17 protein-coding genes are annotated in these 21,548 nt (G+C 72.2%); 10 read left to right on the top strand and 7 right to left on the bottom strand.

The window, feature by feature from the left end:
• Positions 1-33: 33 nt before the first annotated feature.
• The 6 genes from uxaC (at position 34) to ACVGV0_RS04270 (ending at position 7,968) form a co-directional block, all read left to right on the top strand.
• Entirely contained in the window at positions 34-1,551 is a 1,518-nt protein-coding gene (gene uxaC, locus ACVGV0_RS04245) for a glucuronate isomerase (RefSeq protein ID WP_459158538.1), read from the top strand.
• A gap of 10 nt (positions 1,552-1,561) precedes the next feature.
• Positions 1,562-3,061 carry a sodium:solute symporter family protein gene (locus ACVGV0_RS04250; RefSeq protein ID WP_459158539.1) on the top strand — a complete coding sequence of 500 codons (1,500 nt, stop codon included), beginning with the start codon at positions 1,562-1,564 and terminating at the stop codon, positions 3,059-3,061.
• 73 nt (positions 3,062-3,134) lie between these two features.
• Positions 3,135-5,165, top strand: a complete 2,031-nt coding sequence (locus ACVGV0_RS04255; protein ID WP_459158540.1) for an alpha-L-arabinofuranosidase C-terminal domain-containing protein — start codon at positions 3,135-3,137, stop codon at positions 5,163-5,165.
• Between the two features lie 146 nt (positions 5,166-5,311).
• The gene (locus ACVGV0_RS04260) at positions 5,312-6,946 is read left to right on the top strand and encodes a sodium:solute symporter family protein (protein WP_459158541.1); all 1,635 of its coding nucleotides are present in this window, start codon (positions 5,312-5,314) and stop codon (positions 6,944-6,946) included.
• A 72-nt stretch (positions 6,947-7,018) separates the two neighbouring features.
• Positions 7,019-7,381, top strand: a complete 363-nt coding sequence (locus ACVGV0_RS04265) for a hypothetical protein (protein WP_459158542.1) — start codon at positions 7,019-7,021, stop codon at positions 7,379-7,381.
• 65 nt (positions 7,382-7,446) lie between these two features.
• Positions 7,447-7,968, top strand: coding sequence for a GNAT family N-acetyltransferase (locus ACVGV0_RS04270; RefSeq protein ID WP_459158543.1), 522 nt, complete (start codon positions 7,447-7,449; stop codon positions 7,966-7,968).
• Positions 7,969-8,018: 50 nt separating this feature from the next.
• Here the strand turns inward: ACVGV0_RS04270 and ACVGV0_RS04275 are convergent, their stop codons facing one another.
• Positions 8,019-8,639, bottom strand: coding sequence for a hypothetical protein (locus tag ACVGV0_RS04275; protein ID WP_459158544.1), 621 nt, complete (start codon positions 8,637-8,639; stop codon positions 8,019-8,021).
• 289 nt (positions 8,640-8,928) lie between these two features.
• Positions 8,929-9,861 (bottom strand): bile acid:sodium symporter family protein, encoded by a 933-nt coding sequence (locus ACVGV0_RS04280; RefSeq protein WP_459158545.1) that lies wholly within the window; start codon positions 9,859-9,861, stop codon positions 8,929-8,931.
• A 669-nt stretch (positions 9,862-10,530) separates the two neighbouring features.
• On the opposite strand from ACVGV0_RS04280, the gene ACVGV0_RS04285 reads away from it, so the two are divergent.
• Genes ACVGV0_RS04285 through ACVGV0_RS04295 form a run of 3 tightly spaced genes read left to right on the top strand, consistent with a single transcriptional unit; the run spans position 10,531 to position 14,697 of the window.
• The gene (locus tag ACVGV0_RS04285; RefSeq protein WP_459158546.1) at positions 10,531-12,081 is read left to right on the top strand and encodes a class I adenylate-forming enzyme family protein; all 1,551 of its coding nucleotides are present in this window, start codon (positions 10,531-10,533) and stop codon (positions 12,079-12,081) included.
• On the top strand, positions 12,078-13,355 hold the full coding sequence (locus ACVGV0_RS04290) for an acyltransferase (RefSeq protein ID WP_459158547.1): 1,278 nt from the start codon (positions 12,078-12,080) through the stop codon (positions 13,353-13,355). The genes ACVGV0_RS04285 and ACVGV0_RS04290 overlap by 4 nt, the downstream gene beginning before the upstream one ends.
• A gap of 40 nt (positions 13,356-13,395) precedes the next feature.
• Complete coding sequence (locus ACVGV0_RS04295) at positions 13,396-14,697, top strand: MFS transporter (protein ID WP_459158548.1); 1,302 nt, start codon at positions 13,396-13,398, stop codon at positions 14,695-14,697.
• A 113-nt stretch (positions 14,698-14,810) separates the two neighbouring features.
• Here ACVGV0_RS04295 and ACVGV0_RS04300 read toward each other — a convergent pair whose 3' ends face one another.
• Positions 14,811-15,617: a hypothetical protein gene (locus ACVGV0_RS04300; protein WP_459158549.1), complete on the bottom strand. Its 807-nt coding sequence runs from the start codon at positions 15,615-15,617 to the stop codon at positions 14,811-14,813.
• A gap of 360 nt (positions 15,618-15,977) precedes the next feature.
• On the opposite strand from ACVGV0_RS04300, the gene ACVGV0_RS04305 reads away from it, so the two are divergent.
• On the top strand, positions 15,978-17,075 hold the full coding sequence (locus ACVGV0_RS04305) for an ArsO family NAD(P)H-dependent flavin-containing monooxygenase (RefSeq protein WP_459158550.1): 1,098 nt from the start codon (positions 15,978-15,980) through the stop codon (positions 17,073-17,075).
• On the opposite strand, the gene ACVGV0_RS04310 is transcribed toward ACVGV0_RS04305, so the two are convergent.
• From ACVGV0_RS04310 to ACVGV0_RS04325, 4 genes are all read right to left on the bottom strand, one after another.
• Positions 17,062-17,808, bottom strand: coding sequence for an SDR family NAD(P)-dependent oxidoreductase (locus tag ACVGV0_RS04310; protein ID WP_459158551.1), 747 nt, complete (start codon positions 17,806-17,808; stop codon positions 17,062-17,064). The genes ACVGV0_RS04305 and ACVGV0_RS04310 overlap by 14 nt on opposite strands.
• A gap of 256 nt (positions 17,809-18,064) precedes the next feature.
• Entirely contained in the window at positions 18,065-19,549 is a 1,485-nt protein-coding gene (locus tag ACVGV0_RS04315; RefSeq protein WP_459158552.1) for a DUF5710 domain-containing protein, read from the bottom strand.
• Between the two features lie 129 nt (positions 19,550-19,678).
• Positions 19,679-20,503 carry an SDR family oxidoreductase gene (locus ACVGV0_RS04320; protein WP_459158553.1) on the bottom strand — a complete coding sequence of 275 codons (825 nt, stop codon included), beginning with the start codon at positions 20,501-20,503 and terminating at the stop codon, positions 19,679-19,681.
• Positions 20,504-20,634: 131 nt separating this feature from the next.
• Complete coding sequence (locus ACVGV0_RS04325; RefSeq protein ID WP_459158554.1) at positions 20,635-21,522, bottom strand: DUF72 domain-containing protein; 888 nt, start codon at positions 21,520-21,522, stop codon at positions 20,635-20,637.
• Positions 21,523-21,548: the final 26 nt, after the last annotated feature.

A 21,548-nucleotide genomic window follows, 5' to 3' on the forward strand; every position in this document is an offset into this window, starting at 1 on the left:
GGCCGCGCGGGGGTCGCGCACGAGCATGCTGCCATGTTCCAACGGGACGACGAATCGACGAACACCGCGGCGAACGAACCGACCGGCACGCCCCCGGAGGGGGCCGAGCGCGCGGCGAGCGCGCGACGCGGCGGCGCGAAGCCGCTGCGCCCCCACCCGGACCGGCTCCTGCCGAGCGATACGGCGCAGCGCGCGATCGCCCGCCGGCTGTACGAGCACGTGCGCGACGCGCCGATCATCAGCCCGCACGGGCACGTCGACCCGGAGCTGCTGGCGACGGACCGGCCGTTCGGGGACGCCGCGTCGCTGCTGGTGACGCCTGACCACTACGTCACCCGGCTGCTGCACTCCCGCGGCGCGGAGCTGTCGCAGCTCGGGTTGCCGGACCGGAGCGCGGAGACCGAACCGGCCCCGCCCCGACAGGTGTGGCGCAGGTTCTGCTCCGAGTGGTACGCCTTCGCCGGCACGGCGACGCGGCAGTGGCTGGAGTGCGAGCTGCACGACGTGCTCGGCGTCCGCGCGCACCCCTCGCCGGAGACGGCCGACGCCCTCTTCGACGAGATCGGCGCAGCGCTGGCCCGACCGGAGATGCGGCCGCGCGCCCTGTTCGACCGGTTCCGCATCGAGGTGCTGGCGACGACGGACGATCCGGCCGACGACCTGCGGCACCACCGCGCGCTGGCGGAGGACCCGACGTGGTCGGGGCGCGTCGTGCCGACGTTCCGCCCCGACCGCCACCTCGACGCCACCGCTCCAGGCTGGCTCGAGGCGCTCGACGAGCTCGGCGCGGCCGCGGGTTTCGAGATCGGTGACTACCGCTCGCTCATCCGGGCCCTGGAGGACCGGCGGGAGCGCTTCCGGGCCCACGGGGCCACCGCGACCGACCACGGCGCACCGGACGCCCGGATGGAGTTCCTCGACGCGGGGCAGGCCCAGCGGCTGTTCGCCGCGGCCAGGGACGGCACCGCCGGCGAAGCCGAGCGGCGCGCGCTGTCCCGGCAGCTGCTCGGCGAGATGGCCCGGATGTCCAGTGAGGACGGAATGGTGATGACGCTGCACACCGGCAGCTTCCGCGGTCACCACACCGAGACCCGCCGCCGCTTCGGTCCCGACACGGGCCACGACATCCCGCTTCGGGCCGAGTACACCGAATCGCTGCGCAGCGTGCTGGACCGGTTCGGCACGCACCCGAACTTCCGCACCGTCGTGTGCACGTTGGACGAGGCGGTGTTCTCGCGCGAGCTCGCTCCGCTGGCCGGCTTCTACCCGTCGGTCTACCTCGGGGCGCCGTGGTGGTTCCTCGACGCGCCGCGGGCGATGCGCCGGTTCCGCGACGCCGTCACCGAAACCGCCGGATTCACCCGCACGGCCGGATTCATCGACGACACCCGCGCGTTCTGCTCGATCCCCGCGCGCCACGACACCGCGCGCCGCGTCGACGCGGCGCACCTGGCGGGTCTGGTGGCCGAGCACGTCCTCGACGAGGACGAGGCCGCCGCGGTGCTGCGCGATCAGGTCCACCGGCAACCGCGAGAGGCTTTCCGCCTGTGAGGAGTGGAGCATGCACGCGCTCGACTGGATCGTCATAGCGGGTTATCTCGTCCTCATCGTCCTCATCGGAACGTGGGCGCGGCGACAGGTGTCCGACGCCGGCGACTTCTTCGCCGCTGGCGGGCGCATGCCGTGGTGGCTGGCCGGGATCTCGCACCACATGTCCGGCTACAGCGCGGTCATCTTCGTCGCCTACGCGGGCGTGGCCTACGACGAGGGCGTCGTGTCGTACGTGGTGTTCCTGTTCCCCTTGTCGGTGGCCACGGGCATCGGTGCGTTCCTGTTCGCCCCGAAGTGGAACAGGTTGCGGCGTGAGTACGCGATCGCCTCGCCGCTGGAGTACCTCGCCCGCAGGTTCGACGTCCCCACCCAGCAGGTGCTGGCGTGGAGCGGGACGCTGCTGAAGGTCTTCGACGTGGCGGCCAAGTGGTCGGCGATCGCGCTGCTGCTGAACACCTTCGCCGGGGTGTCGCTGACCTGGGGCATCCTCGGCACGGCCGCGGTGACGCTGGTGTACTGCACCGCGGGCGGCATCTGGGCGGACGCGCTGACCGAACTCGGCCAGTTCACCATCCAGGCGGCCGGCGCGGTGGCGATGATCGTGGTGGTCGGCATGGCGCTGTCCGACCGGGGGCTCGACTACGTGACCTTCTGGGGCGCCCTGCCGCAGGGGCACACCGATCTCACCACGAGCACTTACCCGGGGTACTTCGTCGCGGTCTACATGCTGGTCAAGACCTTCGAGTACAACGGCGGGATGTGGAACCTCGCGCAGCGCTACATCGCCACGCGCAGCACGGCCGAGGCGCGGCGCACCGCCCTGCTGTCCAGCGCGCTGTACCTGCTGTGGCCGCTGGTGCTCATGCTGCCGATGTTCGCCGCGCCGCTGCTGGTCGACGTGGCCGACCCGGAGGACGCCTACGCCGCGATGGCGTTGCAGTTCCTGCCCGCGGGCCTGGTCGGGCTCATCCTCGTCGGGTTCTTCTCGCACACCATGTCCATGGTCGCCTCGGACGCCAACGCGATCTCCGCTGTGCTCACGCGCGACGTGCTGCCGAAGCTGTCCGCGCGCGTGCGCGCACTCGACGCGCGACGCGAGCTCGGCCTCGGGCGCGTGCTGACAGTTTCCTTCGTCGCGTTGAGCGTGCTCATCGCGCTCAACGCGGAGCGGCTCGGCGGTGTTCTCGGGATCATCCTGGCCTGGGTGGGCGCGCTGATCGGGCCGATCTCGATCCCGCTCATGCTCGGCATGCTGCGCCCGTTCCGCCGGATCGGGCCGACCGCGGCGATCGCCTCCTGGGCGGCGGGGCTGCTCACGTTCGGGGTGGCGAAGTACGGCTGGGGCGCGCCGGAAGCGGTCACCGTCGTCTCACCGGTGCTCGTTTCCTTCGCGGTGTTCGTCCTGGTGGGCGTTCTGCGCCGGGACGCGCCGCCGGCGGCGGACGAGATCGTGGACGCGCTCGCCGAGCCGCGGGGGTCGGGCGCCGGTGCCGGGTCGATGCGTCGGTGACCGATTCGCAACCTCGGAAGTGATTGACCGCACTCCGCGCCTTCAGTAGCTTCCTTTACCGGAATCTCGTTCGATGTCCGGTATATCGAACATGGAGGTGTTCGTGGTGCACCGACGGTCCGGACGTCCCGGCCGCGGGGCGCTCGGGGCGGCCGCAGCGGCTGCCCTCCTGCCCACGTTGGCGATCCCGTCCGCCACCGCGGCGGAAACGACCGACTACGCGATCCAGGTGCGCGGCGGTGAAAGCGGAGCCGCGCTCTCCGAGAACATGTACGGGGTGTTCTTCGAGGACATCAACCACGCGGCCGACGGCGGGCTCTACCCCGAACGCGTCCGCAACCGCTCCTTCGAGTACGGGCCCGCCGACAACGCGGACTTCGATCCCATGACCGGCTGGACCGCGGTGTCCCGCGGCGGCGACGGGAGGGCCGAGGTGGTCGACGACGACGGGCGCCTCAACGAGCGCAACCGCCAGTACCTGCGCATCGACAACGCCGGTGGCGGCGAGTACGGCGTCACCAACGCCGGCTACCACTCCGGCATGCGGCTCGAACGGGGCGAGCGCTACGACGTCTCCGTCTGGGCGCGCACCGGCGGTGCGGGGGACACGCCGCTCACGGCGCGGGTGCACACCCCGGACGGGACAGCGGTGGCCGAACCGGTGCGGCTGGCGGTGCGCGGGGACGGCTGGAGCAAGTACACAGCCACCATCACCGCGCGCCGGACCACCGGCAACGGGCAGCTGACCGTCACCGCCGGCGAAGGATCCGTGGCCCTGGACGTGGTCTCGCTGTTCCCGCAGGAGACGTTCCGCGACCGGCCCAACGGCCTGCGCCCCGACCTGGCGGGCGCGATCGCCCAGCTGAACCCGTCGTTCCTGCGGTTCCCCGGCGGATGCCTGGTCAACACCGGCAGCCACGAGGGGCCGGACCAGGCGCGGAAGCGCTCGTACCAGTGGAAGGACACCATCGGGCCGGTCGAGCAGCGCGCCACCAACGCCAACTTCTGGGGGTACAACCAGTCCTACGGGCTCGGTTACTACGAGTACTTCCAGTTCGCCGAGGACATCGGCGCCGAACCGATCCCCGTGGTGCCCGCGCTCGTCAACGGCTGCGGCGAGGACTCCGCCACCGACGACCCCGCCCTGCTGCGCAGGCACGTCCAGGACACCCTCGACCTCATCGAGTTCGCCAACGGCCCGGTGGACTCCGAGTGGGGCGCCAAGCGCGCCGCCATGGGGCACCCCGAACCGTTCGGGATGGAACGCATCGCCGTCGGCAACGAGGAAACCCAGGTGGACGGATTCTTCGAGCACTTCGCGCAGTTCCGCGAGGCGATCGAACAGCGCCACCCGGAGATCACCGTGATCAGCAACTCGGGGCCGGACGACAGCGGTCCCGTCTTCGACCGCGCGTGGGAGCGCAACCGGCAGGCCGATGTGGACGTCGTCGACGAGCACTACTACAACGAGCCGGACTGGTTCCTGCGCAACAACGACCGCTACGACTCCTACGACCGCTCGGGCCCCGACGTCTTCCTCGGCGAGTACGCCTCGCAGGGCAACGCCTTCCGCAACGCCCTGGCCGAAGCGGCGTACATGACCGGCCTGGAACGCAACGGCGACGTGGTCCGCATGGCCTCCTACGCACCCCTGCTGGCCAAGCAGGGCGCCGCGCAGTGGGAACCGGACATGATCTGGTTCAACGACCGCGACTGGTGGGGTTCGGCGAACTACGAGGTGCAGCGGTTGTTCATGAACAACATCGGCGACCACGTGGTGCCCAGCACCGCCGACCGCTCGCCCGGGGAACCCGCGGCCGAACCGTTCCGGCAGGTGGTCACGCGCGACACCCGCAGCGGGGACCTGATCGTCAAGGTGGTCAACGCCCAGGACTCCGCCGCCCGAACGCGGATCGACCTCGGCGGTGCGGAGGTCGATCCGGTGGCCCGCGGCACGGTCCTGCAGGCCGCGCCCGAGGCCGAGAACACCGAAACCGATCGTCCGGTCCGACCGGATAAGTTCACAGTGGACGGAGTGGGTGCATCGTTCGAGCACACCTTCGAACCGCACTCGGTGACATTCCTCCGGATCTACGAACGCTGAGCGGGTGCAGCCGGGGCGCCCGACGCGCCCCGGCCGGTCCCGCCGAACCGAAAGCGCAAGCGACCCCGCGGTGCCGGAACCGAAAACCGCGGCGAGAACGGGGACATTCCGACATGGTGTTAGCCGCCGAGCAACTGAGGTTGTCCATGAACTGGATGGACAACCTCATCCTGCTCATCTACTTCGCAGTGGTGCTGGGGGTGGCGCTGGCCGCCAAGCGCAGCGTCCGCAACAGCCTCGACTTCTTCCTGTCCGGGCGCTCGCTGCCGGCGTGGGTGACCGGTCTGGCGTTCGTGTCCGCGAACCTCGGCGCGATCGAGATCCTGGGCATGGCCGCCAACGGCGCGCAGTACGGGGCCTACACCGTGCACTGGTACCTCATCGGCGCCATCCCGGCCATGGTGTTCCTCGGCCTGGTGATGATGCCGTTCTACTACAACTCGAAGGTGCGCAGCGTCCCCGAGTTCCTGCTGCGCCGCTTCGGTCCTGCCTCGCACCTGCTCAGCGCCGTGCTGTTCAGCATCGCCTCGGTGCTCATCGCCGGGGTCAACCTGTTCGCCCTGGGCATCGTGCTGCGGGCACTGCTGGGCTGGCCGCTGACCGCGTCGATCGTGCTGGCCGGGCTGTTCGTGCTCGCCTACATCGTCATCGGCGGGCTGACCTCGGCGATCTACAACGAGGTCGTGCAGTTCTTCGTCATCGTCGCCGCGCTCGTGCCGCTGACCGCGCTCGGCCTCGCCCGCGTGGGCGGCGTCGACGGCCTCGTCGAGAAGGTCACCGCGGGGCAGGGCGCCCAGTTCCTCACCGCCTGGGGCGGCACCGGGTTCGGCCAGGACAACCCGCTCGGCGCGAACTGGCTGACCATCACCCTGGGGCTGGGCTTCGCGATCTCGTTCGGCTACTGGACGACGAACTTCGCCGAGGTGCAGCGCAGCCTCTCGGCGAAGAACCTCTCCGCGGCCCGCCGCACGCCGCTGATCGCCGCGTTCCCCAAGATGCTCATCCCGCTGATCGTGGTGCTGCCCGGCATCATCGCGCTCATCGTGGAACCGGGACTCGGGCAGCCCGGCAGCCCGTACACGTACAACGACGCGATCCCGCTGCTCATGCGCGACCTGCTGCCCAACGGCGTGCTGGGCCTGGCCGTGACCGGTCTGATGGCCTCGTTCATGGCCGGCATGGCCGCCAACGTGTCCAGCTTCAACACGGTGTTCACCACCGACATCTGGCAGGCCTACATCAAGCCGCGCATGCCCGACGGGCACTACGTGACGGTGGGGCGCGTGATCACCGTGATCGGCGTGATCATGGGGATCGGAACGGCGTTCATCGCCTCGACGTTCAGCAACCTCATGAACTACCTGCAGACGCTGTTCTCGTTCTTCAACGTGCCGCTGTTCGCCACGTTCATCCTCGCGCTGTTCTGGAAGCGGATGACCGCGGCCGCCGGGTTCTGGGGCATGCTGCTCGGCACGGTCGCCCCGGTCTGCTTCTACATGAGCTACCAGGCCGGCCTCGTGCCGATGGGCAGCGACCAGGCGGCCAACATGACCTCGGCGATCATCGCCTTCGTCGTCGACGTCGCGGTCAGCGTTCCGGTGGCCCTGGCGACCCGGCCGAAACCCGCCGCCGAGCTCGTCGGCCTCGTCTACCGCCCGGAGGCGCTGCGCGACCGCGGCGAGCACCAGCTCGGCGACGACGCCTGGTACCGCAGGCCCGCGCTGCTCGGCTGGGGCGCGATCGCGCTGGCAGCGCTGTGCTATGTCCCGTTCTCCTTCTAGCCGCATCGACCGCCGGGGTGCCGGAGCCGGGTCCGCCGCTCCGGCGCCCCACCGCGACGGAAAGGAATCCCCATGTCCGATCCCACGACCGCGCAAGGACCCGACACGACCGACGTGGCCGAGCTGAAGCGGCGTTCCGGTTCGGCGCAGCAGCTGTTCGACGTGCGCATGGTCGTCGGCGGGCTGTTCCTGGTCTACGGCGTGCTCATCGGCGGCGCCGGGGTCTTCGCCGGTCCCGCCGACCTGGCCAAGGCCCAGGGCATCAACATCAACCTGTGGACCGGGGCGTCGATGCTCGTCGTCGGTGCGCTGTTCCTGCTCTGGCTCGGGCGGCGCCCGCTGCGCCCGCCGGAGCAGGACTCCACCGCGGAGGAGCCGGCCGAGGTGGACGAGCAGCGCCCGGGCCGGTGCGGAGGTGGCGCGGCTCCCCCGTGAGGTCCCGGGGCGGGCGGTGAGGTCCCGGGGTGGGGAGCGGGCCGGTTCGGCGCTATCTTCGTCCGATGCGCACTGACGAGGTCAAGACGGTGCTGCTCGACGAGGTCGGGCCCGCGCAGCGGCCGCGGCTGGTCGACGCGCTCGGGGCGCTGCAGCTGGCGCCGGAGCAGGAGCGGTTCTGCCTGCCCCCGGACCTCGTCCTGCGCAAGGGCGAGGACAACCCGGCGCGGCACACCTTCGCGATCCTCGTCGAGCAGCGGGCCTGCGCGGAAGCCGTCGTGGTGGGCATCGGAGCGCTGCACCCGGGAGCCGCCAGCCCCGCGGTCTGCCGGGAGCCGCACGTGCTGCTGCGGGGCTTCGTCGTCGACGCGCGGTGGCAGGGGCGGGGAGTCGGCACGGCGGCGACCCGGGCGGCGGTCGAGCTGGCGCGCTCGCGGTTCCCCACCGCGGCCGCGCTCGTGCTGACGGTGCACATCGACAACGCGGCGGGGCAGCGGGCCTACGGCAAGTGCGGTTTCGAGCCGACCGGCCAGCGGGTGCACGGGCGCTCGGGTCCCGAGCTCGTGATGCTCGCCCGGCTGCGCTGAGCGGCCCTGCCCGGATTCGGCGAGAACACCTGCGGGGTGGTCGTGTCAGATCAGGACGTGCCGGCGTTTGCTTGGTAGCTCGGCAGACGCGTCCAATCCAGCTCGTCGGCATCGACGCCGAACTCGTCCAGCGTCATGGTCGTCGTGTCCCTTCCGAGCCGGAGCCGTCGGATGTGCGTGTCGTCGAGCCACACCTCGACCGTTTCGTCGTTGCCCTGCGCGGTTGTCCGGGCGGTGATGTGTCGCCATGGCCGCGTCGGGTCGTCATCGACCCCGTGGTCCTCCAGCGCCGTGACATCGGTGAGCGTGTCGAACAGCCACAGCGGGGTGACGAACTGCGGCGGTGCTTCGGCGTCGAGGGAATCGAGCGTGCGTCCAGGGCGACCAGTCCACACCCGGTCTTCGAGTTGCAGCAGCGCGAGGCGGCCCTCGTCGAACATGGCGCGGCGTCCTGCGAGATCGAGGAATCCTTCGGCATCCAGGCCCTTGGGCAGACGACGGATGATCGCCCTGGTGAGGGCGGGCAGGATCCCGCGGCGTCGCGGTACTGCGGCGTCGAATTTCGCCCGGTTCTGCGCGAAGTCCAGATGCAGGGTGACGCGTGCCGCACCAGCAGCGACTGTCCGGTCGACCGCATCGCGAAGCTGCGTCAGAGACAGGGCGTCGGTCATCGCTGGTGCACTCCTGGGTCCTGTTGTCCTGCGGGGCGGAGCCCGCCAGATTACCCGATCACCGATCGCGGGTGTTCTGTCCCGTCGGCACGAGGGCACCAGCCGATGATCTTGCTCGTGGCCAGGTCGCGCGGTCATATGCCGGTGGCACCGTAACTTCACGGCACAGAGCGCGAACACATAGCTGGAACCCGCCGACACGTGCACGCAAGGGAACCCCTCGCGGACACCGCCGGCGAAACGACCAGCGGCCATGACCTGGACTCGTGGCGTTGCAGTTGCCCCGTGCTCAGCTCGCGGGCTGCTGCTCGGCCTCCTTCGCGCGGCGCGCCCAGTGCCCGGCCACGAGCGAGCCCGAGACGTTGTGCCACACCGAGAAGATCGCGGCGGGCAGTGCGGCGACCGGGTTGAAGTGCGTGGTCGCCAGGCTCGCCGCCAGCCCCGAGTTCTGCATGCCGACCTCGATGCTCACCGCGCGGCGGGCCGGTTCGTCCAGCCCGCACATCCGAGCGGCGGCGTAGCCGACGACGAGGCCGAGGCAGTTGTGCAGCACCACGGCGATGAGCGCGGCGAGCCCCACCGAGACGAGGTCCGCGGCGCTGCCGGCGACCACGGCCATCACCACGAGCGTGATGCCGAGGACGCTGACCAGCGGCAGGGCCGGCTGCGCCCGGTCGACGGCGGGGGTCGCGAAACGGCGCACGAGCACGCCGAGCAGCACCGGCAGCAGCACCACCTGCAGGATCGAGACGAACAGGTCGGTGAAACCGACCTCGAGGTAGCGCCCCGCCAGCCCGAGCACCAGCAGCGGGGTGACCAGCGGCGCGGCGATCGTGGACACCGAGGTCATCGCGACGGACAGGGCGGTGTCGCCGCGGGAGAGGTAGACCATGACGTTCGACGCCGTGCCGCCGGGGGCGCAGGCGACGAGCAGCACGCCGGTGGCCAGTTCCGGCCCCAGCTGCAGGGCGGTGACGACGACCCACCCGATGGCGGGCATGACGAGGAACTGCGCGGTCAGCCCGATGAGGAAGGCGCCGGGCCTGCGGGCGACGTAGCCGAAGTCGGCGGCGCGCAGCGTCATGCCCATGCCGAACATGATCAGCGCGAGCAGCCAGGGGACGGCGGGCTCGAGGAAGTCGAACACCCCGGGCGCGGCGAGTGCGATCGCCCCGGCCACGAGCACGATCGGCGCGAACCAGCGGCCCACGAAGTCGCTCACTGCTCTGAGCTGTTGCACAGCGGCCCTCCCGATACCCATCTCGTCCGACTGGGTGAGACTACGCGCCCGCATTCCGAGATGACCACCGGTGTGTGGCGGCCGCGACCCCGCGGTCCCGCAACCGCGCGGTCCCGCGGCCGCGCTGCCGCGTTCTCGCGACCCCGACCGCGCTCCCGCTGCCCCGCGGGCGCGCTCCCGCGCCGATGCGTTCCGGCGGATCTTCGGGTAGTGGTGGGCGTGGGGCACCGATGGTGGTGCCGCGCCCTGTGATCGCTTCGATACGCTCGGCGAAATCGGGAAATCGCGCGAGTCGTTCCCGGTGGTGTTCGCGGGAATTCTGGCGGTTCGCACGCCGAAGGAGGAATCACGCATTCCGGGCGGGCGGAATGTCCTTCCGGTGCCGAAAGGCGGGAACGCGGCGGAAATCGGGGAGGTCGTTCCGTTCGGCGGAAAGGCGCCGCATCCGGAAGGGTTGTCCGCGGTCGCGGGGTGGCCTGTTAACGTTTTGCGGGCGTCGAGGTCGGCTCGTCCTTCGAACGGTGCAGTGCTGTCACGCGATTCGTGGTCGTGCCGGTTACCAAGTGTGCGAAATCGAGGTTGGCGTGTGCTCGTTTCGGGACGTGCTCCCGTTCGTCCGTGCTGACCGAGTGACGAAACAGGATCGACACAGTGACTGACCAGCATCCAGTGGAGAGCGGCGACGAGGACCTCCGCCGCCCGCTCGCCCGACTCCTCACCGAACGGGCGCGCACACGCGCGGACGCGGCGTTCCTGCAGGACGCGCGCAGCGGACGTCGGTTGAGCTACACCGATATCGACGAGGTGGTGCGGCGCTACGACCGCGCGCTGGCCGGCGCCGGTGTGCCCGGTGGCGGCCGCGTCCTCGTGGACGTGGTGAACCCGGTCGCCTTCGCCGGTGCCTACCTCGGGCTGATCGCCTCCGGCCGCTGCGCCGTGCCGGTCAACCCGAAGGGCCCCATCGCCGAGGTGCACCGCGACACCGCGGCCGCCGAGCCGTGCCTGGCGATCACCGACCGCCAGGAGCGCTTCGAGGAGTACGGCCTGCCCGCGCTGGTCGTGGACGTCGACGGGCCCGCGGGCGGGCACGACGACGCCGGCTCCGCCGAGCACCTCGAACCCGCCGGCTCCGCCGGGGCGGGCCGGGCCGACGGCTCGGCGCTGCTGGTGACCTCCGGCTCCACGAGCGCGCCGAAGGCGGTGGAGCTGTCCGAGCACCGGCTGCTGCACGTGGCCGCGTCCATCGCCGCGCACAACGGGCTGACCGAAGCCGACCGCGGGTACAACTCGCTGCCGCTGTTCCACATCAACGCCGAGGTCGTCGCCCTGCTGGCCAGCCTGCACGCCGGGGCCTGCCTCGTGCTCGACGAGCGGTTCCAGCGGCACGGCTTCTGGGAGCGGATGACCGAGCTGGACGTCACCTGGATCAACGCGGTCCCCGCGATCCTGACGATCCTGTCCGAGGAGCCCGTGCCCGCGCGGCCGCCGCGCCTGCGGTTCGTCCGCTCCGCCTCGGCGCCGCTGCCGACCGCCGTGCGCCACCGGATCAGCCAGCGCATCGAGGCCCCCGTGGTGGAGAGCTACGGGATGACCGAAGCGGCCAGCCAGATCACCGCCACCCCGCTGGACGGCAGCGCCCCCGAGGGCTCCTGCGGTCGGCCGGTGGGCGTCGAGCTGGAGGTCCGCGGAGCCGAGCGCGAGGCCCTGCCCGCCGGTGAGGTCGGCGAGGTGTGGATCCGCGGCGCCGGCGTGATCACCGGCTACGTCGGCGGGCGCGCCGCCGAGCGCTTCGACGCCGACGGCTGGCTCGACACCCGCGACGTGGGCTACACCGACACCGACGGCTTCGTCTACCTCGTCGGCCGCGCCGACGACGTGATCAACCGCGGCGGGGAGAACATCTACCCGCGCGAGATCGAGGAGGTCGTGCTGGCCGACCCGCAGGTGCACGAGGTCGCCGTGGTCGGCAGGGGCCACGAGGTGCTGGGGTCCGTGCCGGTCGCCCACGTCATCCCGACCGAGATGCCCGAGGGGCGAGCCGGGTGCGATGCGCTCGCGGAGCAGCTGAGCGCGCGGTGCGCCGAGCGGTTGAGCCGCTTCAAGCAACCGGAGGAGATCCGGATCGTCTCGGACTTCCCCCGCGCCTCCACCGGCAAGGTGCAGCGCCACCGCCTGCACGAGCAGAGCTCCGTTCCGGTATGACCGCGCGCAGCACCGAGCAGACCGCAGCGGCCGCGGAGCCCCCCGCCGCGGCCGGTTCCGGCGCAGCGACCTCCGCGGGTGCGGGGGCCGATCCCGCTGGGGGCGGCCCCGCGGACTCCGCTTCCACCGGATCCGGTTCCGCGGGGGCCGCGAGCGCGGGATCCGGCAAGTCGGGCGGGCACGGGTACCTGTACCAGATCGACCTGTTCCGGCTGCTGACCTTCGCCGCCGTGATCCTGGTGCACACGCTCAGCGCCGTGGCGATGCTGCCGCTGTGGCCGGGGCAGCTGGCGCAGACGCTGCTGCACTTCACCCGCGAGGCGTTCTTCGCGCTCACCGGGTTCGTGCTCACCTACCAGGCGCTGCGGCGCCCGCTGCCGGCAGCGGCGTTCTGGCGCAAGCGGTTCCCGCTGGTCGCCGGGCCGTACGTGGTGTGGACAGTGGTGTACTGGTTCGTCGCCACCTGGCCCGTGCGCGACGAGGTGACCTTCGGCGAGGCCGTTTTCGGCGGGCTGCTGCCCGGCGTGGTCACCGGCAGCGGTTGGTACCACCTGTACTTCCTGCTGGTCACCCTGCAGGTGTACCTCGTGTTCCCCGCGCTGGTGGGCCTGCTGCGCGCGACCGCCGGCGGGCACAGGTGGGTGCTGCTGATCAGCCTCGCCGCGCAGGTCGGCGTGGCGTGGTGCGTCATCGCCGCGCCGTTCGCCCGCTGGTTGTGGGAGAACGTGGACGTCACGGTCCTCGGCTACCAGTTCTACACCGTGCTCGGCGCGGTCGCCGCGATGCACTTCGACGCGTGGCACGCGTGGGTGCGCCGCCACGGCCTCTGGTTCGGCGTGGCGTTCCTCGCGGCGCTGGCCTGGGCGATCGGCTCGTACTCCGCCGTCGTCGCGCGGGGCGAGTCACCGGTGCTGGCCAGCAACGTGTTCCAGCCCTTCGCGATCCCGTACTTCGTGGCGGTCATCGCCGCGCTGTACGCGGTCGGCGCGTGGTGGGCGGCGCGGCGCAGGCCCGGCGGTGCCGCCTCGCGCGTGGTCGACTACGCCTCCGACCGCTCCTTCGGGATCTTCCTCGCGCACCCGCTCGTGCTGGTCGTCCTGGTCTTCCCGGCGCGCGCGCTGGCGGGCGTCATCGGCGTGGTCCCCGCAACCGCGCTGCTGTACCTGGCCACGGTCCTCGGAACCGTGGTGCTCGCGGACGTGCTGCGGCGTCTGCCCGGAAGCAAGGTCCTGACCGGACGTCCCCGCGTCCCCTGGGGACGCTTCCTGCGGTGACGCGGACGGCCATTCCAACGATCGAGGACGAAGAAGCGCCATGGGATCACCTTCGCAAGCCAACGGTGCCCGGCGGTCGCTGTTACCGCGGGTGAAGGTGCGCAGCAGGCTGCTCGTGCTGCTGTGCGCCATGTACTTCATCACCTACGTGGACCGGGTGAACATCTCCGCCGCGGGCCCGGCGATCCGCGAGGACCTCGGCCTGAACAACACCGAGTTCGGGCTGGCGCTGTCCGCGTTCGCCGTGCCGTACGCCTTCTTCCAGGCGTTCGGCGGCATCCTGGCCGACAAGTTCGGGCCGCGCCGCATCCTCGGGCTCTTCGGGCTCATCTGGGCGCTGTCCACGGTGCTCACCGGGTTCGCCGGCGGCATCATCAGCCTGTTCGCCGCCCGGCTGGCGCTGGGCTTCGGCGAGGGCGCCTCGTTCCCCTCGGCCACGCAGGCCATGGCCCGCTGGCTGCCGCCCGAGCGCCGCTCCTGGGGGCAGGGCATCACGCACGCGTTCTCCCGCATCGGCAACGCCATCACCCCGGTGATGGTCGGTGCGATCATCGCCATGTGGGACTGGCGCGCCGCGTTCTGGATCCTCGGCGCGGCCAGCCTCGTCTGGGTCGCCGTCTGGTGGTGGTTCTACCGGGACAGCCCCGCTGCGCACCCCGATGTCACGCAGGAGGAACTGGCCGAACTGCCCGCCGAGCGGGAGCGCGGCGACAAGCCGAAGACCCCGTGGCGGCGCCTGCTGCCGACCGTGCTGCCGCTGACGTTCGTGGACTTCTGCTACGGCTGGATGCTGTGGATCTACCTGACGTGGATCCCGTCGTTCTTCTCCGGCAGCTTCGACCTCGAACTCGAGAAGTTCACCCTGTTCACCTCGCTGGTGCTGGTGGCGGGCGTCATCGGCGACACCGTCGGCGGGCTGCTGTCCGACTGGTTGCTGGCCCGCACCGGCGACGCGCGCATCGCCCGGCGCCGCATCCTCGTCGGCGGGCTGGCCGGCTCGTTCGTGTTCGTCATCCCGACGCTGCTCGTGCACGACCTCGTGCTGGTCACGCTGTGCCTGGCGGTGGCGTTCTTCTTCCTGGAGATCTGCAACCCCGTGCTGTGGGCCACGGCCATGGACATGGCCCCGGAGCACGCCGGAACCGCCGGCGGCCTGATGAACACCGGCTTCGGCCTGGCGGGCATGCTCTCGCCGGCGATCTTCGGGCTGCTGGTCGACCGGACGGGCAGCTGGGTCGTGCCGTTCGTCGTCTCCGCGGCGCTGCTGGCCGTCGGCTGCCTCGTGGCCTCGCGGTTGAACGTGAACGCGCAGGTGAGGAGCGAAACCGCCGCTGCGCGGTAGGGGGACTTCGCCGGATCGGCTGCTGGGGGCGGGCGGTCCCGCTGGCCCGGGGCGCGGGGCTGGTCGTGACCACCCGCTGCCCGCTCCGCGTCACGCTGATCGCCTCGCCGCGCTCAGCCGCCGTCGCCGTCGTCCTCCTCGTCGTCCTCGTCCTCGTCGTGCGCGCCCCGGGCGGGCACGCGCTCGGCCGGGGGCTCGGGCATGTGGATGCGCGGGCGCGAGTCGAGGAAGCTCTCCATCCCCGAACGGTTCTCCGGTGAACTCCCCGCGATCACGACGTCGTCCGGATCGGCGTTGTCGGCGATGCTCGACCCGCCGCTGCCGGCCCCGCTGACTTCGCTGCTGCGGGCCCCGGTTCCGGGGGAGCTGCCGCTGTTGCGGCCGACGGCGGTGCTGCGCGCCCGGGAAGTTCCGCTGCGCAGGGGACGCGTGTCCTCGTGGGAGACGGCTTCGGCGCGCTCCTGGCGCACGGCGCGGGCCGCGGTGCGCAGCTCGTTGTCGTCGAGCAGGCTGGCGAGGTCGCGGGCGAAGCGGTGCCGCTGGGACGGGGGGAGGGAGGCGACGAGCGCGAGCGCGTGGTCGCTCGCGGTGGTGTCCCGGCGGGGAGCGGACCCAGTGGTCGGGGCGGACTCGCGCGCGTTGAGCGTGCCGCCGGAATCGTCACCGGAGTCGTCGGAGTCGTCGGTCGCGCCGGGCCGCCGCGCACCGCCGCGCCGGGTGCGGCGCGCGCCGCGCCCGCTGCGGCGCAGCACGCGTTCGGCCTGCACGTAGGCGAGGATCGTCGGCGCGAGCACGCTGACCACCGCGAGCACGATCCACACCCACGTGGGCCAGCCGCTGATCAGGCCTAAGACGATCCACACGAGCGCGGCGCCGGTGGACAGCACGCGCAGTCTGGTCTTCTGGTCCTCGCTGAGCATGATCACTCCTCGCGTCCGCTCCGACCGGATGCGTCCACCGGACCGGGCGCCCGCTCCGGTGAACGTGATCCGCACGCATCATGGCATTCGCGGGCACCGGTGCGTGATCGCCGCGGCGCGGGAGCCGGCGCTGCGGGGCCCGGAGCCGGGGGCTCGGGGTCCCGCAGTGAGCGGAGCAACGCGCGCACGGCTCGCGGTCGTTCGTCGACGAATGTCAAAATAGACGTTCGTCTAAGCATTCCGAGGCGCGGCACCGCGCCGCCGCGCAGGCCGGCGGCCCCGGTCCGGTGTCCCCCGGGCCGGGGCCGCCGGGGAGGCGGCGGCCCCGGCCTCCGGACGATCGAGCGGGAGGACGTCGACGTGACGGACGAGCAGCAGCCCCGGGCGGGGGCGCCGCGCACGCGCGACGCCGTCGTCATCGGTGGCGGGCAGGCCGGCCTGGCCGCGGGGTACTTCCTGCGCCGGGCGGGGCTGGACTTCGCGGTCCTCGACGCGCGCTCCGCCCCCGGCGGCGCCTGGCGCGACATGTGGGACTCGCTGCACCTGTTCTCACCGGCCGAGCACAGCCCGCTGCCCGGGTGGTGGATGCCGCGGCAGGACGGTCGGGAGTACCCCGATGCGGCCCACGTGGTGCGCTACCTCGAGCGCTACGAGCAGCGCTACGAGCTCCCGGTGCACCGGCCGGTGCGGGCCGCGTCCGTGCGGGACGCGGGCGGTCCGCTGCGCGTCGACACCGACCGCGGCGCGTGGCACGCGCGGTTCGTGCTCAGCGCCACCGGCACGTGGGACCGGCCGCGCGTGCCCGCCTGCCCCGGGCGGGAGCTCTTCACCGGGCGCGAGCTGCACACCGCGGACTACCGCTCCCCGGAGGAGTTCCGCGGCCTGCGGGTCGCCGTCGTCGGCGGCGGCAACTCGGCCGCGCAGATCCTCGCCGAGCTCTCCGAGGTAGCCGAGGCGCTGTGGCTCACGCGGCGTCCGCCCCGGTTCATGCCGGACGACGTGGACGGCCGCGTGCTGTTCGACGTGGCCACCCGGCGGCAGCGCGCCCGGGGGGCCGGGCAGTCCGACCCGCCGGCAGTGGGCGACCTCGGCGACATCGTGATGGTGCCGAGCGTGCGCGCCGCCCGGGACCGCGGTGCGCTGCGGGCGCACGGCATGTTCGACCGGCTCACCCGCGACGGCCTCGCCTGGGACGACGGCACCGAGTGGCCGGCCGATGCGGTGCTGTGGTGCACCGGGTTCTCCCCGAACCTGGACCACCTGGAGCCGTTGGGCCTGACCTGGCAGGACGGCGTCGTCAAGACCGAGGGGACCCGCTCGGTCGACGACCCGCGGCTGCACCTGCTCGGCTACGGCGACTGGACCGGCCCTGCCTCGGCGACGCTCATCGGCGCCGGTCGGCACGCGCGCGGGGCCGTCGACGAGATCACCGAGCAGCTGCGCGTCAGCGGGCGATGAACCCGCCGTCGACGTAGAGCTCGGACCCGGTCATGAACGAGGCGTCGTCGCTGGCGAGGAACGCGACCCCCGCGGCGATCTCCTCGGGGCGGCCGAGACGACCCATCGGCGTGCTGTCCACCATGGCCCGCTTGTCGCCGTTCTCCCCGGACAGGAGCGGGGTTTCGACGAATCCCGGGTGGATCGAGTTCACCCGGATCCCGGAGGGGGCCCACTCCAGGGCGATGTTCTTGGTGAGCGTGCGCACCGCGCCCTTGGCCGAGTGGTAGGCGGGGTTGGTCCCGAACCCGCCGCTGGTGCCGAAGATCGAGCTGACGTTGATCACCGCCGCGTGCCGCGAGGCGTGCAGGGCCCGCGCCGCGGTGCGCATGCCCAGGTACATGCCCGTCTGCAGGACGGCGACGACCCGGTTGTACTCCTCCAGCGAGACGTCCTCGACCCCGCCCTGGTCGGCGAGGCCCGCGTTGTTGACGAGGACGTCCAGCGCGCCGGACTCGTCCGCGGCCGCCGCCACCGCGGCCTGCCACTGGCGTTCGTCGCGCACGTCGTGCTGCACGAGCTCGGCCCGGCCCCCGCGCTCGCGGATCTCCTCGACCGTCCGGGTTCCGGCGACCTCGGCGATGTCGGAGACCGCCACCGCGGCGCCCTCGTCGGCCAACCGCAGCGCGGTGGCCCGTCCGATCCCGCTGGCCGCGCCCGTGACCAGCGCTGTCCTGCCCTGCAGTCGCGTCATCGTCTGCTCGCCGTCCTCTCCGCCTCGGCTCCCGGGGACGCGGTGGTCTCGTCCACCCCAGCACCGCACGCCGCGGCACCCCAGTGCTCCAGCACCGCAGCACCCGCAGCACCCGCAGCACCGGTGGCCGCCGTGCCGATCGTAGGACCGCAGGGGGTTCGGCGCGCCGCACGACGCGTCCCGGGGTGAACATGTCGCGAGAAATGTCCACCCAGGCTCGGCGTGCGGGGTCGACGTACCGGGGTGGGCGACCGGGTCAGCTCCGCCGGTCGAGCTCCTCGTGGGCGATCCCGGCGCGGTCCTCGGCCTCCGGCGGCGGTGTGATGGTCACGCCGACGTCGGTGAGGATGCTCAGGTCCAGCTCCCAGGTGACCGCCGAGCGCTTGCTCCACAGCTCGAACGCGGCCTCCACGTGCTCGGTCGCGTCCTGCTCGGACAGGCCCGTCACCGAGCACAGGTGCCGCAGCGCCTCCTCGTCGCGCCCGCGCACCTGCGCGTAGCCGAAGTGCGTGACCGCGTGGCAGTCGGTGCACAGGCAGATCAGCCGCCGCAGCGCCTGCGTGCGCGCCTCCTCGTCGTAGGCCCAGCGCTCGTGCGCCTCCAGCCACCGCCCGCTGTCGCGGTCCTGACCGCGACCGCACACCTCGCAGCTGTGCCCGGTGCGGCGGGTGATCATCCGCCGCAGCCGCTCCCAGTCCTTGCCGCTGACGCAGGAGCGCACGTTGGTGAACCAGCAGGTCGACGGCACGAGGTCGACGAACAGCCCGGAGCCGAACGAGCGGTCCTCGCCGGGCAGCAGGTCGGGAACGTCCTCGAGCGCCTCCCACCTGGACAGTTCCGCCATGCCCGGTCGCGGCGCGTACCAGCGCTTCTCGTGCCGGTCCCACCGCGCGCCCGCGGCCTTGGCCTCGTCCTTCTCCGCGAACGGCACGTCCAGCCACACGTGCTGCGGCTGCTCGGTCTCCACCGGCACGGCCGGCTTCTCGGTCAGCAGCGGCCACCCGTCCGCTTCGGCGCGCACCTGCGCGGCGCGCTGGCGCAGCTGCTCCGCCTCGGGATTGCCGGGTGTGGCCTTGCGCTGGAGGAAGTCCGCGAAACCGCGCTGCTGCTCGCGGTACCACGCCGCCTGCTGCTCGTGCAGGGTGGACAGCGCGGCGTAGCCGATCTCGTCCGGGTGCGCCTTGGCCATCCGCCACGCCAGCCGCGCCGTGGACAGCGCATCGCCGGCGGAGCTGTGCGCCTCCTCCTGCTTGACGCCGTAGTGCTCGCACAGCGCGGTGAGCGTGCGCTTGCCCTTCGGCCCCAGCATCGCCCGCCCCAGGCACAGCGGGTCGACGACCGGGCCCGCCTGCTCCAGGCCGCGGTCGTGGTGCCGCCGCAGCTCCGCGTGCAGCAGCGACAGGTCGAACGGCGCGTTGAACACCAGCAGCGGCACCGATTCCGACCACGGCGCCAGCGCCCCGGCGACCTCGGTCAGCACCGCGGCGGGATCCCGGCCGTGCTCGGCGGCGTGCTCGGTGCTGATGCCGTGCACCGCCGCGGCCTCCTCCGGGATGTCCACCCCGGGCGCGGCCAGCCACGTGCGGATCTCGGGCTCCTGGCCGGGAACGATGGAGACGACCGTGCCGGTGACGATCCGGTCGGTGGCCGTGTCCGTGCCGGTGGTCTCGAAGTCGAGCGCCAGCAGGCTGCCCTGCACCCACGACCCAGCCCGTCCCGACGACTCCGTCGCTGCGATCACGGGTCGAACGTATCGGACCGCGCAACGCGCGCGACCGCCCGGCGGGGCGAGCGCCGCCGGGCTACCGGTGTGCTGCGGCCGGCACCTCGCGGGCCGGGGCCGTGCGGCGTCGCCGTTCGCCCGCGCCGCTCAGCCGGGCTGCTGGTGGTGCCCCGCCGCGGTGGTGCCGCCGTCGACGAGCAGGTCGGCGCCGGAGACGAAGCTCGCACCCGGGCCGAGCAGGAAAGCGGCGGCTTCGGCGATGTCGGCGGACGTGCCCGCGCGCCCGGCGTTGGAGGACTCGATCATCCGCTGCACGACTGCGCCGCGTTCGCCGTCGAGTTCGGACCGGCTCATGGGGGTGGCGATGACGCCGGGGCTGATCGAGTTGATCCTCGCTCCCCGGGCGCCCCAGGGGGTGCTGGCGGCCTGCACGCGCAGGACGTTGGCCCGCTTCGCGAAGGCGTAGGCGCTGCCCGGGTCGGTGAAGCCGGCCGCGTCGGCGACCGGCAGGGACAGCAGCTGGTCGGCCGGGGCGGTGGCCAACTGCCGCGAGACCTCCGGGGAGAAGGGCGGACGGCCGTGCGCTGCCATGCTGGCGATCGCCACTCCCGCGCCACCGGCAGCGATGACCGCGGCGAACTCCTCCAGGACCAGGGCCGTGCCGAGCAGGTTCACGTCGAGGACGGTCCGCACCGGAGCCTGCGCGGGGGACAGGCCCGCGGTGTGCACGACTTGCGCCACCGGTCCCAGTGCCGCTGCCGCCTCGGCCAGCGCGGCCACCGAGTCGCGCGCGGAGACGTCGACCGGTTGGCTCCGCACCTGGTGGCCCTCGTTCCGCAGAGCTGCCGAGTTCGCGTCGAGGACCGCCTCGCTCGCGTCGGCGAGCAGGATGGTGCGTCCGCTTCCGCAGCGGCGCGCGATGGCGAGCCCCATCCCGCCCGCTCCGATGATCACGGTCACGTCGCCGTCCAACGCACGTCCTTTCCACGGGAGCTCGCTCCGCCGCCTTCCAGGGTCCACGACCCCGGCCGATCCGCGAAGCCCTTCAGTCAATTGACTGAAAGCGAGTCTACCCGCTCCCGCGCGGGACGGGGGTCTCGGCCTCAGCTGCGGACGGCACCGCAGCGCTCGACCAGGTCGACCGCGTTGAGCGGGGCGTGCGCGTGCATGTCGTTGTCGAAGTAGACGTACACGTCGCGGGCCGTGCGCTTCATCGCCGGCGCCAGCGCGTGCTCGGTGCCGCCGTTGTCCCCGGCGCGCCAGCCGCGGATGCGCCGCGCCCACGCGTCCAGTTCCTCCGCCCCGTAGTCGCTGGCGTAGCGCTCCTGCGCCCCGTGCAGCCGCACGTAGACGAAGTCGCTGGTGACGTCCTCCAGGTAGGGCCACTCCCCGGCGGCGTCGGCGATGACCAGGCCGATGTCGTGCTCCCGCAGCAGCTGCACCGCCTCGGCAGCGGCGAAGCTGCTGTGCCGCACCTCCACGGCGTGCCGCAGCGGCTGCTCGGCGTCGTCGACCTCGGTCAGCGCGCGGTCCTGCAGCCGCTCGTCGTGGCGGGCGGCCAGTTCGGCGGCCTCGCCCATCGTCCGCGGCAGCAGGGCGAAGAACCCGGCCAGCCGCTCGGCCTCGAACGGCAGCGACGGCGGCAGCTGCCACAGGACAGGGCCGAGCTTGCCGCCCAGCGCCAGCACGCCGGAAGCGAGGAAGTTCGCCAGCGGCGTCTCGGCGTTGCGCAGCTTCTTCATGTGCGTGAGGAACCGGCTGCCCTTGACCGAGAACACGAAGTCGTCCGGGGTCTGCTCGGCCCACTTGCGGTAGGTCTCGGGCTTCTGCAGCGAGTAGAACGACGCGTTGATCTCCGCCGAGCCGAGACGCTGCGACAGGTGGGCCAGTTCCCCGCCGCGCTTCAGGTCGTGCGGGTAGAACGGCCCGCGCCAGGCGTCGTAGACCCAGCCGGACGTGCCGATGCGGATCGGATGCTTCGCGGAGGCCATAACGCCCCCACCGTAGCGAGCCAGGC

The sequence above is a fragment of the Salinifilum ghardaiensis genome (genome assembly GCF_054491345.1).